The sequence below is a fragment of the Halalkalibaculum roseum genome (assembly GCF_011059145.1).
Taxonomy (GTDB): domain Bacteria; phylum Bacteroidota; class Rhodothermia; order Balneolales; family Balneolaceae; genus Halalkalibaculum; species Halalkalibaculum roseum.
In genome coordinates, this window is sequence record NZ_JAALLT010000001.1 from 60232 (window position 1) to 73060 (window position 12829).

General features: G+C 47.2%; 12 protein-coding genes. 10 read left to right on the forward strand and 2 right to left on the reverse strand.

The features are described 5' to 3' along the window. Positions 1-107 precede the first annotated feature (107 nt). The 8 genes from G3570_RS00240 to G3570_RS00275 all read left to right on the forward strand — a co-directional run bounded on the left by G3570_RS00240 (position 108) and on the right by G3570_RS00275 (position 8932). On the forward strand, positions 108-1706 hold the full coding sequence (locus tag G3570_RS00240; RefSeq protein ID WP_165138030.1) for a serine hydrolase: 1599 nt from the start codon (positions 108-110) through the stop codon (positions 1704-1706). Between the two features lie 478 nt (positions 1707-2184). Further along, positions 2185-3072, forward strand: coding sequence for a hypothetical protein (locus tag G3570_RS00245; protein WP_165138031.1), 888 nt, complete (start codon positions 2185-2187; stop codon positions 3070-3072). Next, positions 3069-4397, forward strand: coding sequence for a cytochrome P450 (locus G3570_RS00250; RefSeq protein ID WP_165138032.1), 1329 nt, complete (start codon positions 3069-3071; stop codon positions 4395-4397). Before G3570_RS00245 ends, G3570_RS00250 begins: the two co-directional genes overlap by 4 nt. Further along, a complete protein-coding gene (locus G3570_RS00255) occupies positions 4394-5899 on the forward strand; it encodes a prolipoprotein diacylglyceryl transferase family protein (RefSeq protein ID WP_165138033.1) in 1506 nt (501 codons plus the stop codon). The genes G3570_RS00250 and G3570_RS00255 overlap by 4 nt, the downstream gene beginning before the upstream one ends. Positions 5900-5901: 2 nt before the next feature. Then, positions 5902-6519, forward strand: coding sequence for an ABC transporter ATP-binding protein (locus G3570_RS00260; protein ID WP_165138034.1), 618 nt, complete (start codon positions 5902-5904; stop codon positions 6517-6519). Then, positions 6509-7321 (forward strand): hypothetical protein, encoded by an 813-nt coding sequence (locus G3570_RS00265; RefSeq protein ID WP_165138035.1) that lies wholly within the window; start codon positions 6509-6511, stop codon positions 7319-7321. Before G3570_RS00260 ends, G3570_RS00265 begins: the two co-directional genes overlap by 11 nt. Further along, positions 7285-8628: a diaminopimelate decarboxylase family protein gene (locus tag G3570_RS00270; protein WP_165138036.1), complete on the forward strand. Its 1344-nt coding sequence runs from the start codon at positions 7285-7287 to the stop codon at positions 8626-8628. The genes G3570_RS00265 and G3570_RS00270 overlap by 37 nt, the downstream gene beginning before the upstream one ends. An 88-nt stretch (positions 8629-8716) precedes the next feature. Continuing rightward, the gene (locus tag G3570_RS00275; RefSeq protein WP_165138037.1) at positions 8717-8932 is read left to right on the forward strand and encodes a Rossmann-fold NAD(P)-binding domain-containing protein; all 216 of its coding nucleotides are present in this window, start codon (positions 8717-8719) and stop codon (positions 8930-8932) included. Between the two features lie 85 nt (positions 8933-9017). On the opposite strand, the gene G3570_RS00280 is transcribed toward G3570_RS00275, so the two are convergent. Both G3570_RS00280 and G3570_RS00285 read right to left on the reverse strand, forming a co-directional pair. Beyond that, on the reverse strand, positions 9018-9824 hold the full coding sequence (locus tag G3570_RS00280; protein WP_165138038.1) for a hypothetical protein: 807 nt from the start codon (positions 9822-9824) through the stop codon (positions 9018-9020). Positions 9825-9831: 7 nt separating this feature from the next. Continuing rightward, positions 9832-10869, reverse strand: a complete 1038-nt coding sequence (locus G3570_RS00285; RefSeq protein ID WP_165138039.1) for a TlpA family protein disulfide reductase — start codon at positions 10867-10869, stop codon at positions 9832-9834. Positions 10870-11015: 146 nt separating this feature from the next. On the opposite strand from G3570_RS00285, the gene G3570_RS00290 reads away from it, so the two are divergent. Both G3570_RS00290 and G3570_RS00295 read left to right on the forward strand, forming a co-directional pair. Next, positions 11016-12092 (forward strand): sensor histidine kinase, encoded by a 1077-nt coding sequence (locus G3570_RS00290; protein WP_165138040.1) that lies wholly within the window; start codon positions 11016-11018, stop codon positions 12090-12092. Then, positions 12089-12796: a LytR/AlgR family response regulator transcription factor gene (locus G3570_RS00295; protein WP_165138041.1), complete on the forward strand. Its 708-nt coding sequence runs from the start codon at positions 12089-12091 to the stop codon at positions 12794-12796. Before G3570_RS00290 ends, G3570_RS00295 begins: the two co-directional genes overlap by 4 nt. Positions 12797-12829 lie beyond the last annotated feature (33 nt).

The window sequence follows — 12829 nt, forward strand, 5'->3', positions numbered from 1 at the left end:
AATATCCCTCACAAGAATTTGTCGGTTTCCCTTCCGCGGTACGGTGTTTTAATAGTGTATCATAGACTGGATTATTTTCAATTAGTGATGAATACATAAAAAGAACAATGATGAACAAGATAATTGCTTTACTGATTACGGCCTTTCTGGTTCCCTGTTTGAGTTATGGACAGGAGACCGAGGTAAGTTTACACGCGGCAGTCCTGCAGGGAAAGAATGAGATCGTCAGGCAGCATGTAGAAGCCGGTGCCGACCTTAATCAAAAAGATGCCTACGGTTCTACCCCGCTTATCATTGCGACAACTTTTGACAAGCCTGAAGCGGCTGATATCCTTATTGAAGGGGGTGCTGATTTGGAGATCACCAATAACGAAGGGTCTACGCCCCTGCATATTGCCGCCCTATTTGGGCGGGTAGAGATTGTACGAATGCTGCTGGATGGCGGCGCCGACCGGCTTAAGAGAAATAACGAGGGATCCACCGCCTACGATATTGTAGCCGCTCCCTTTGAGGAAGACAAGGGCCTCTACGATCAGCTAGGCATGGCCCTCGGTCCTCTGGGCTTTTCCCTGGATTATGAACAGGTGAGAAAGTCCCGTCCGGTAATTGCAAGGATGCTCCGCCCCACCCCGGAAGAGCTTAGAATGGTGGATTACCGTCCATTGCCTTCAGAAGAGTGGAGCATCTCCACACCCGAAAAAGAAGGATTGGATCCGAACCTCGTCTCGGAACTTTACTACGACGCCGGGGGACTTGAAACAAACTACAGCCTGCTGGTGATCAAAAACGGAAAACTGGTGGCTGAGCATTATTATCATGAGGGTGGGGTGGATCAGAAGACCCAGCTGCAGTCGGTGACCAAAAGCTACACCTCGGCTCTGGTGGGAATAGCACTGGAGAAGGGCTGCCTGGAGAGTGTGGACCAGAAGATGATGAACTTCTTCCCGGAACTGGCCGACAGCATTGACGACTCACGTAAAGAGCAGATCACTATTCGGCAGCTGCTACAGATGCGAGCCGGGTACCCGTGGGAGGAGTCAACCAAAGAACTTTTTGAACAGCTCTACGAGGGCTTCCATCCTTCTACCCTGGTGGATATTGACCTCAGCCGGGATCCGGATACGGATTTTCAGTACAGCAACCTCTCCAGTCATATCCTGGGTATCATCGTGTCAAGGGCCTGCGATTCTGATCTGAAATCCTTTGCCATGGAAAATTTGCTAGGTCCCCTCAATACGGAACCTGGAGAGTGGACCCAGCACTGGGAAGGGTATTACGGTGGGGCAGCCGGACTGCGGCTGATGGCGCGCGACCTGGCCAAATTCGGGCAACTGTATCTCGACGACGGTATCTACAAAAGAGAGCAGATCGTACCGTCACCATGGGTTGAAACCTCGCTGCAGTCGTACTCGCATGATGTGAATACAGGGGGCCTGAATAATGGTAGCGTGGGCCGCTACCTTCGTCATATCGGCTACGGCTACCAGTGGTGGTCGGCCGAAGTTGACGGGTATCGATTTAACCTGGCCTGGGGACACGGCGGGCAGTTTATCTTCCTGCTGGATGAGTACAATATGGTGATTGTGATTACCTCCGACCCCATGCAGGGCCGCCACGATGCGGAAGCCTGGAAGCACGAACGGGCGAATATCAACCTGGCCGGTAAATTTATTCAGGCTTTGGTAAGGAGCGAAAATTCCGAATAAGGTGCGGCAGGCCGCTTTGAATTCCGGCAGGCGAATTTCTGCCTGTAGCTCTTTCAGGGTTTTGCCCTCCAGCATCCCGCGAGATCGATGAAATGGAATCGGAGTAACGGTGAAGAGATAGTATAAGCTTGCACACACCTCCAAGGTTCAGGAGAACCTTGGAGGTGTGTAACTACTCAGCAATAAACATTAATTATAACCCACAAAGGGTTCATCCGAACCCTTGGTGGGTTTATTCATAGAGCACCTTTTCAATTTCTCTTTCTATCAAGACCTGACACCAGAAAATTTCTGTAGCTCCGGATACCGGCTCAAGATGGATTTACATAGGGAATCTTAGTATACTGAAAGACAGGCAGCACTATCAGCATAATTATTGCCCTATCTAATATCATCAGCTGTGCGTGGTGGCATAGTACATGTGACGGCAAACCTTTTTTGCATGTATGTTTAGACAGTCACCGGAGAGAATGCAGTTATGTCAGGAATCAATCCATACCGGTTCGAAAAAATATATGCCGATCTGGTTACGAAAGACGGCACCGTGCTGATTCTTTACCTGACATGGATGGATTTGGCCGGCTTAACTTTTCGACAGGCAGCTGCTACCATTTATGAGAGAGATGGCAGCAGGGAGTTCCGGATAGGTAGCCACGATCACTCGAAAGATGTTTTTGGCCTGGGTTTTAACAAGGCAGAACTGAATATTTCGCTGAAAAGCGGCAGTATTACCGTACGGTATGAGCATGCGATCAGTGATGATCAATTGCGTTTCAAAATCGGAAGTAACCTGACTTATTCCTGCCTGGTACTCAAGGCCGATTGCACCGCCATGCTGCAGGTAAACGGAACAACTCGCGAATTCAAAGGTCAGGGCTATGTGGATGACGTAACCATCGACACCCCCACTCGGCGACTGGGTCTTGAGAACCTGCAATGGGGGAGGATACATTGCGAAGACACTTCTGTACTCTTTACCCGGCTACTCAGCAAGCGGTATGAACCTATTCAAATGCTGGCCATGAGCACAGGCTATTCAGAAGAGGTTAAGGTGACTGAGAGATTTGAAATTGAATATTCTGAAGATTATTCAAGTCTGCTCATCAGGAGTCCGTTGCTGCCGGCCCGGGAACTTCACGTTGAAAATCGGGCAATCCTGCATGAGGGATCAGCCATTGATAAGCGTCATTTCCCGGGATTTTTTGAGCGCTCCCTATTTTCGTTGATAACCGGATCTTCATACGAAAGGCGATGGCTGGGCACCTGTAAGTTTGGGAAGCAACCCGCATGGGTACTGCACGAACAAGTTGCCTTCGGCAGGAAGGCGCAACTGGTCCGATCCGAAACAGAAGGGTGGATGATATGAGTATTGCAACAGCTGCTATAACACCACCGGGACCCAAGGGCATTGCATTATGGAAGGCCTTACGCGAGATGCAGAAGAGTCCACTCGATACCTTTAGCCGGGATATCGATACCTATGGCAGTATAGTCCACTATTCCTTCCCCAAACGTGCCTTTACCATTATTTCCGATCCTGTTCATGTGTACCGGGTGCTGAATGGTGATGCTGGTCATACCAGCAAGGATACCTTTACCTACCGCCAGATCGGGAAGTTTGCGGGGAACGGACTATTTACAGCCAATGGAGAGCCTTGGCAGCGATACCGTCCTTTTTATCAAAAGATGTTGTCACCCGGAAGGGTGGAGGCAATGAGTACCGAGATGGAAAAAACCATCAAATGCTGGCTGGCCGAAAGCTTGTCTGGTATGACCTCAGAGAAACCTATTGACATAGGCTTTGAAATGCAAAAGCTGGCACTTCGGGTGGTCTGTCGTGTACTGTTAGGATATCCTATTACCGATTCCATTGATACCGTTTGTACTGCGGTGCAGCGTGTATTGAAAATTACCAATGACCGCATCAGGAATCCTATGTTTGTACAAATGGAATTACTGAGCAACAGCGGAAGCCGGTTCAGCCAATCCCTTTCGGTACTGCAGGCATTTGCCGATGATATTATAGCGTATAGCCGTTCAATGGGTGCAAGTTCCCCCTTTTGGGACTATCTGGAATTGGAAGTTGCAGAAGCCGGTGAGAAGGAGATTCGCGATCAGATACTCACCCTTTTCCTGGCAGGTCATGAGACAACCGCGGCAGTACTTACCTGGTTTTTTTACCTGATGGCATTGAATCCCGAGTGGCAGGAGCGTTTGCGGCGCGACTACGTTCGTATGGAAGAAGACCGGAACTCTCAGACTCATGGGCTGCTGGATTGTGCGATTATGGAAACACTGCGTCTCTATCCACCGGTGTGGCTGTTTGAACGGAAGGTCAAACAGGAAATCCGGATAAGCCGGTACCGAATACCTGCAGGAAGCACGGTTGCCATTTTCTGCTACCATATACATCGCAATCCCAAATGGTGGGAAGATGCCGGTTCATTCAAACCGGAGAGATTTAGCGGGGAGTCAGGAAAAAAGATTGGCCGATACACCTACCTGCCTTTTGGGGGAGGACCCAGGTATTGTGTGGGATCGCATTTTGCTCTGCAGGAGCTGCGCATGATTTCCGGTATCATGCTGGAAAGATTCCGCATCCACAATTTCGGCCAGCAATCAGTCACACCACAGGCAGGCCTCACGCTGCGACCAAACAAACGAATACAGGTAATCCTGGAGGAGTTATGAAATGGACGGATCAGATATATAGTGCAGATGAAGCACAAGAAATAAAGATTAATAGCAAAGGCAAGAGAGCCGGAATTATAGCTATATATATTTTCCTGTTTCTGCTGGTCGTACCCCTTTTCTTGCTGGCATCGGGATGGATAGTGGATGGTATGATCGGCGTTCAGATGCAGGGTCAACCTCTTACAACCGTGTCCGGAGCTGTGTTGCTGATCTCCGGAGCCTTCCTGATGGGTGGCGCCATGCTGCAGTTGATTAGGCATGGAAATGGGCTTCCCATTTCGCATCTCCCACCTGAAAATCTGGTCGATCATGGCTTATACCAATACATCCGGCATCCCATTTACAGCGGATTTCTGGCTCTTGCTGCAGGAGTTGCCTTGGTTATCCCCTCCATTGGTATGCTTACCGTCAGCCTTCCGCTGCTTTTACTGGGCATGATCTGTTATGTACGGTTTTATGAAGAGCCGGCACTAAACAAAAGGTACGGACCTGCTTATGAAAAGTATGTGGAAACAACACCTGCTTTATTTCCCTCTGTGTTATCTGTAACGCGCTCAGCATGGTACAAGGTTGCCAAAAAGCGTTTTTATGCGTGGATCAACAGAATTGCAAACCATACGGTACTATTCCGGTATGGAGATGCGATCTTTGTCAGCTATGGCTTGCTTTGCGCTTTGGGAATCACCCTGTTCATGCAGCACGTAGCTGTTAGCCTGCTGGCACAGGGCATGAGTGCTTATGAGGCCGGCATATTTATCGCGGGCTGTGGCTTGGCAGGAGTTACGGGAGCCCGGGTATACTGGTGGCTGGAACATATCCGTAGTCTGATTCACGAACCCTGGTGGGGATTGAAAAAGGTGGGGTTTGTTTCCTGGGGAGTGCCCATAGGCTTGCTGGCCTTCACGGTTCCCTTCGCACTATTAAATAGCTATTCACTGCTGTTGCTCTCGGATGTGCTTTTTGCCGGCATGTTTATTGGATATTCCCTTGGTAGAATAGGGTGCCTCACCTATGGCTGCTGCTATGGTAAGTTGTGCAATGAGCCGGGCATCGTTTACCGAAATGATTATGCCAAAGTGAACCGGCTGAAACACACTCATGGATCCACTCGTTTTCCGACCCAACTCTTCTCAGCCGCACACGGTCTTCTGTTGATTCTGTTGTTAAATGCGATCCTGTATGCTGAACCGCGAGCAGGGGTCCTTACTGTGTTTGCCCTGCTCTATTATGGCATGGGTCGTTTTTATGAAGAGTTTTACCGGGATCGGGACAGAGTCGCTGATACAATTTTTACGGAAGGTCATGTCGGATCTGTGGCTTTTATTCTGATCGGTCTCTTGTTGGCTCTGGGGATCCAGCAATTCAATGTACCGGTATTACAGGCCTGGACTATGGAAAGTGTGCGTGAAAGCCTGGTTATTTTACCCCTGGTAGGCCTGATGGGCGTGCTGATGTTTCTCATACTGGGTTATCACCATAAAGAGCTGGGGAGGTGGTAGGGATGGATACAGGATTGTGCTGCAGCTGCAGGGGACTGAGTAAATCTTATGGGCGGAAACAGGTACTAAGCAATTGTAATCTTGAGCTGAAACCCGGCGAGCTGGTCGGGTTGATCGGTGAGAACGGTTCCGGGAAAAGCACCCTGGTGCAATGCCTGCTGGGTTATACAGCACCCGACAAGGGTACAGTCCGAATGTGGGGAACAGTAGGTTATTGCCCGCAGGAGATGATCCTGAACCGGGCCTTTACGCTGCAGGAGCACCTCACCTTTTCAATGAGCGTTTATGAACAGCATGCCCATGCCGATACCGGTTTTGCCAGCACGCTGCTGGAGGAGTTCCGATTGACCGATTATATGGAAGAACTCATCAAAAACCTGAGTGGCGGTACGCGACAAAAGCTGCAGTTTATAACCTCCATCCTTCACCGGCCGTCACTGCTAATTATGGATGAGCCTTACGATGGTTTTGACTGGGAGATGTATCTCACCTTTTGGGATGTTATTGAAAGATTACGTCAGGCGGGTACCGGCATACTGCTCATATCACACCTGTTGTATGACCGGGATAAGTTTGACAGGATTTTAGCACTCAAAGAGGGAGGCTTACATGCTCAATGACCAAACTTATCACCCGGCCGGATACCTGTTTAGGCTTTCCTTCATGGAGCTCTGGAGAAACCGCTTCGGACTCGTATTGCTGGTTACCATTCCCCTGATATTTTTGGCCGTGGTGGAGGGGACCTCAGGCACTCAGACTATTCCCATTAAGTTATTTTTCGGAGACGAAACCCGTGAGATCCTGCTGTCGCAGCACAGCGTAAACCTTGTTTTCATCGGGTCGGCAGTACTTGGATTTCTAACCGCTTATTATGCCATTATCCTTTTCCACCGAAACTTCGAATACTATAAATATTGCATCGGTATAGGGCTTTCACCAGCCTCATTTTTGGCAGCGCGGGGACTCTTTTTCCTAACGGTGATACTGCTGCTTGGTGGAATGATCAGCCTTGCGGTATCGGGGATGGTTGATATTCAGCAGGCCGCCGGCTTATTCCTGGGTTTTGTTTTGATTGGTGTCATTTACGGCATCATAGGGGGTATATTGGGAGTGATAAGCTCCGACTTTATGGTAGCTATCCTGGGTGTCGTGTTGCTGGCAAACCTGGATGCCGGGTGGCTGCAGAATCCCGTTTTTTATACCTCCGCGCAGGAGACGGATCTTATTCAATGGCTGCCGGCATTTTTTCCAACGCAGGTGGTTTTTGCCGCTGCCTTTACCGACGACTGGAACAGTAGAGGCCTATGGATGAGCCTGTTGCTTACGTTTGTTTTGACGATCGTATTATTCGGGATCATATACTTAAAAATCTACAGAGTCAGGAGATGGCAAAATCGATCAGACACATACATAATGAAGTAGCAGATCCGCACTACCGGGATGGGCAACTGGAGTGGTATGGAGCCAGACTCAATGATATCGCCGACCGGCAGGGCACACCGCTGCACCTGGGATCATCGGAAGCTGCTGCCGATTCTTTCCGGGCTTTTATGCAACCCTTCAAACGCTACGGGTTGCCGCTTCAGGTTTACTATTCGGTAAAAACCCATCCGCTGCCGGCCTACCTAAAGAAGATCCATTCCATGGGCAGCGGCTTTGAAACAGTGTCGGGATGGGAATACCGGTTACTGAAAAAAGTGGGAGTGGAGGATGAGCATATTATCCATACCGGCGATCCTCTGAATCATCCGGAAGAGTTACGGCTTACGGTGGTAGCCACGAGGGGACAGGTGGACAGGCTTATCTCACGATTGAAATCGGAATCGGAGAAACCCGTTTCGGCAGGTATTACTATCAATCCTCACCTGCGACGGGGATTGTGGGATATTACCCTGAATACCGGCACACGAAGGAGTCCCCTGGGTTTTCATCCCTCTTCGGATGAATTTATGGAAGTGGTGCAGCAGATATCGGGAACCCGGGGCGTGGAACTTATGGGACTCCACATGCACCTGGGATCAGCAATACATAGCCACAAGCCATTCATCAAAGGAATCGATACACTGGCACGTACGGCGCGACTGTTGAAAAAGCACGGGATTACTGTCACCATGTTGGATATCGGGGGAGGTTTTTCACTTCCCAATGCCCCGATGATGAAAGTGAGGAATATGATCCCTTCACTGTTTGGGATGGCCGGGAAAAATGGCAGCTTAAAAGACACTTCCGGCTACCTGGATGTCATTGCAAAGCACCTTGCCAAAACGATTGATGGGCTCAAATCAGAAGGCATCTTCATTACTACGCTGGCTGCCGAACCCGGACGAATATTATCAGGTCCGACGCAGCTTTCACTGTTTACGATCAAAGATATTGTTGAGAAAAATGGGAGCCATTACCTGCTGTGCGATGCAGGCGCCATGAGTATCTCACCCATGTTGCTAACAGAGAGGCACCGGGTTCTGCCATTGATCAAGCGAGACAATCCACAAAGGACCTATACGGTAATGGGCAAGCTTCCCTCGGCCCTCGATCGTATTTCCAACGCGGTAGAGATGCCGGAAGTCAGGCGCGGCGACCGAATTGCGGTGTTGGATACCGGTGCCTATGTGATATCCATGAATAATACCTTTAATGGCCCCCGGCCCCCGATTGCCTGGACTGAAAATGGCATCCTTAGAATAGTTCGACAGAAGGAAACCGAGCAGGGACTTTATTGGGATAAATAGTATTGGGTTATAGTTCCAGTAAAGGAATAGAAGTAAAATATATGCCTTTCAGTAATAAATATATTTTTCCGAAAGGCAAGCCGGGGATTTGAATGTCACCTATGCTACGGATGACCTGGATAAAGGGTACGAGACCCAGGTTTGGCTGGCGGTGAGCGATGACGAGCAGGTAAAAGTAACCGGTCGCTATTTCTATCATAAGAAAGAACAAAGTCCACATCCGGCAGCCGACAAGAATGACCTACAGGATGAATTTATGGAGAGGTGCGAGCAAATCACGGGCATCTCTTTTCCCAGGGGGTAAAAACCGGTAGGTCGGAATTCTGAATACTCTGATAATGAAAAAATATAACCCTCCAAGGGTTCCTGGGAACCCTTGGAGGGTTATATTAATAGTCCACATCCGCGAGATCAAATTCCAGGGTGGACCCGTCAATGTTGGTGAAATGCATATTTACAAAACCAAGGCTGTCGTGATAGGTGGCCTCCAGCAGGGTAGTACCCAACCGGTTTGTGGCTTCACCCTCGATTGCCCAGGTTTCCAGTTCTCCCCACTTGCTGTTGATGGTACTCTTGCTGAGGATTTCATAGGTCATAGTATTTTTTACATTACCTTCCCAGGTAGTCCATCGCTCGTCTGACCACTGCTCGCCGGCGGCAACCGACCACTGCCAGGTATTGCCGATTTCCAGCGGAAATTGTACCGAGGGAAAAGGATTTAGCTCCATTATGCGAAACAGCCCTTCTCTGGGAGGATGCAGCCAGATATTAGCCTCGTTTTCTATCAGGCCGGTTAACTCATAGGACTCTTTGTTGGAATAAATGTACTTCATTACGGTCTGGTTATAATCGGGGTACCAGTCACTGAAAGGTTTCAGTCCGGATGATACCTCAATGGTAAGATTGTTTTGGTCCGAATTTTCAGGCTCCTTGAATTCCCAATCTTCCTCGGTAAATCGGAAGTTTTTAGCTTGTCCATCCGCCGTTCGGTATTGATAGTTGTAGGTGTAGGAAGATCCGACTTTAAATATCCGATTATTATAGTTGAACCGGTTTTCATCAACTACGGTAGAGTCAAATGATTCAACTTTAAGGTCACCGCTGTAGGGAACCAGTTCGTAATCCAAGTTTTTTGGACTCCTATTGCAACTTATTGCCAAATACACGGCGGCCGTAATGAATACAAATTTTCTCATTCAAGTCTCAGTTATTTTTTGAGGCTATTGTTTTATTCAAGGATTCCTCCAAAGCCGTAACTTCCGTAATTCCCGGCGCATCCCAGTCTGTTATATTACCGTTTTCGTCAACAATAAAATAATGAGGATAAGCCAAATAGAGGTCTTCATATTTCATCAACAGATTAAAAATCTCTTCTTCAAGCTGTTCAGACATGTATACGTGATAGCCTTCAAGTTCATAATCACTAATTGTGGATATCCATCGTACTTTTGAATCAGGATGAGAAGTCTCTCTACCCATAAATAATGTGACGTAATCCTGTTCTTTCAAAAGTTCTTTCCCCGGCTTCATATTTTTGAAGGCTTTAATGCAGGGGCTGCACGTCGCATACCAAAAATCCACATAGACTTTCTTGCCCTGCAACTCCGGTTGTGATAATACTTCTTCCAGACTTAACATTTCTTGATTTCTATCTAAAAATTGGATGCTCTCTGAACCGGTATAGCTTAGTTTCCAAATCAGTATCACACTGTAAAGGATCACTCCCGCACCGGTAAGCCCGCACAGTATTTTTATTTTCTTATAGTTTTTAGTGAGCACAGCATACCGAATAGTTCCATAAATAATACCGATAATCAGGCCCGGAACAATGGGCACCAGTACATTGTCGGCAACCGATGGCAGGAAAAAGTATTTCAGCAAAATGGGGTCGTTTTCCGGCAGTAGATCCTTCACGATCTTGGTGAGACTCAACAGAAACCAGCCGGAAACCCAGAGTAAGGCCATCAGGCTCCAACGCTTTTTCCTATTCCATTTATTATTCGGATCACCTGTCCAGCGAAAGGCCATAAAGAAGAAGGATAAGACAAATACAAGCAATTCACTCAAACGGTAAAGAATAATATCGGGATGCGCTGAAAATTCTGTAAAAGCATAAATAACTAAAAGAAGAGTAATGCTCCCGATGATGGCTTTTTCAATAGTGATTCTCATAATGGTGCGAATTGATTTAAGGTTCATCACCATGATATAGACCGTTTGTATCCCTAAAAAAGAAAGCATCTAAATTCCTTGCCTGCTATTGTGAAAGCAGCATGCAGGCATTTCAACGTTACGTCATACCGTTCACATGCTATAAAGCCTCGTTCACACATTTCTGAAGAGAATGACCTTCTGTCGGACTATATTCCCCCAAAAGAATCAAACTTATGCAGATTACTAAGGTCAAAATAACGGAATGGGGTGTTCAACTGCTGGCGGTGCTTGTATTCGTACTGGTAGCCGTGGATAATTATGAGAGAAGTACCCGGTATATACCTGAGGCACGTAGCATCGGTCTGCTCATAACAACGAATATCAATCTGATCTTTTGGCACATTATTATTTACGGGCTGTGGACTCTAACATGGTTTCTTTTCTATTTCGGTATTTATAAGCGATTCGAACATTCTTTGAAAAAGAAAGTTCTAGGCGGATTTGCCGGATGGATCATTTTTAGTCTTACACAAATGGGGCTGGTATTTATAATCACTAAGCTCCCCTCCTTACAACCGAACGCGACGGACTCTATACTAAACTTTCCGGTTACTTATGAACTGGGGCAGACCATCTTTGTCATATATTTTATAATTGGGGTGATCGCCTTTATGACTCAAACCGCCATGCAATTTCTCTATCGCTATCGTGAACTTGAGCAGGCCGATCATATGCAGTCTGAACTGGCATTGATCCGATCCCAACTTAGACCACATTTTTTCTTCAATACCTTAAATAACCTTTATGCGATGGCCCTTGAAACAAAAAATGAAGCCCTGGCTGACGGGATTCAAAACCTGACCGGAATGATGCGCTATACCTTAAAGCACAGCACCCGGGATCTCGTACCGCTCAGCGATGAATGGAATTATGTAAGTCAATATATTGAGCTGCAAAAATTGCGGTTTGACCCGGAAATGGTCGAGATCACGGTTCAGACATCCGGAAATATTGAGGAAGCCCGGATTGCACCCATGATCCTTATCAACTTTGTGGAAAACGCATTTAAGCATGGAGTGAGCTATGAAGGGAAATCCATTATTATGATTAACCTAATAGTGACAAATTCTTCCCTTGCTCTAACGGTTAAAAACAGCAATCATCCATCCGATAAGGATACAGGAATCTCAGGTATTGGTACCGTACAAACCCAAAAAATATTATCCTTGTACTATGATGACGACTACGATTTGGACATTACCTCAACTAAGGAATGGCATAAGGTTGTTCTGAAATTACCTGTTAGATGATATTGAAAGCCATTTCTATAGATGATGAACCGCGTGCTCACCATGTTATAGAGCATTTCTCTTCTAAGATAGATGAGCTTGAACTGGTGGCTTCTTTTACCTCTCCGCTAAAGGCCGTTTCGTACATTAAAGAGCACAGGGTAGATCTCCTGTTTCTGGATATCAATATGCCGGATATGGATGGGATGTCTCTGCTAAATACGATCAACAATAAACCCGCCGTAATATTTACTACAGCCTATGAAGAATATGCGGTGGAAAGTTATGACCATGAGGCGGCAGGTTACCTTCTAAAACCGATCGAATTTCCCAAATTTTATAAAGCTGTGATGCGGGTTTTGGATCAGGAGAAATCGTCTGCCTCCTTATCTCAAGAAACCATCAACAAACCGGTTACTTCTCTGTTGCTGAAAAGTGGAACCAAATTACTCTCCTTTAATCCTAATGACGTTCGCCATATACAAGCTTCCGGAAATTATTCGGAGTTGTATCTAAAGGAGGAGAAGGCTATCGTTGACCATACCCTGAGTGAACTCATCGAAGAGCATCTGCCGGACCGGTTTATACGAGTGCATCGCTCTTATATCATAAACATGGATTACCTGCAGGAATATGAAACACACCGGGTAAAGGTTGATGGTATTGCCCTACCGATCGGCAAAACCTATCGCAAAAAGATAAAGTCCTATATGGCGTCATTTTGAATCCCGGCTCGAAATAACACAACGAACAAAAAC

What these genes read in the sequence shown, in the direction of transcription:
- G3570_RS00260 (WP_165138034.1), top strand. Translation starts at nt 5,902, where the DNA reads ATGGATACAGGATTGTGCTGCAGCTGCAGGGGACTGAGTAAATCTTAT.
- G3570_RS00240 (WP_165138030.1), top strand. Translation starts at nt 108, where the DNA reads ATGATGAACAAGATAATTGCTTTACTGATTACGGCCTTTCTGGTTCCC.
- G3570_RS00270 (WP_165138036.1), top strand. Translation starts at nt 7,285, where the DNA reads ATGGCAAAATCGATCAGACACATACATAATGAAGTAGCAGATCCGCAC.
- G3570_RS00295 (WP_165138041.1), top strand. Translation starts at nt 12,089, where the DNA reads ATGATATTGAAAGCCATTTCTATAGATGATGAACCGCGTGCTCACCAT.
- G3570_RS00250 (WP_165138032.1), top strand. Translation starts at nt 3,069, where the DNA reads ATGAGTATTGCAACAGCTGCTATAACACCACCGGGACCCAAGGGCATT.
- G3570_RS00280 (WP_165138038.1), bottom strand. Translation starts at nt 9,824, where the DNA reads ATGAGAAAATTTGTATTCATTACGGCCGCCGTGTATTTGGCAATAAGT.
- G3570_RS00290 (WP_165138040.1), top strand. Translation starts at nt 11,016, where the DNA reads ATGCAGATTACTAAGGTCAAAATAACGGAATGGGGTGTTCAACTGCTG.
- G3570_RS00265 (WP_165138035.1), top strand. Translation starts at nt 6,509, where the DNA reads ATGCTCAATGACCAAACTTATCACCCGGCCGGATACCTGTTTAGGCTT.
- G3570_RS00255 (WP_165138033.1), top strand. Translation starts at nt 4,394, where the DNA reads ATGAAATGGACGGATCAGATATATAGTGCAGATGAAGCACAAGAAATA.
- G3570_RS00285 (WP_165138039.1), bottom strand. Translation starts at nt 10,869, where the DNA reads ATGCTTTCTTTTTTAGGGATACAAACGGTCTATATCATGGTGATGAAC.
- G3570_RS00245 (WP_165138031.1), top strand. Translation starts at nt 2,185, where the DNA reads ATGTCAGGAATCAATCCATACCGGTTCGAAAAAATATATGCCGATCTG.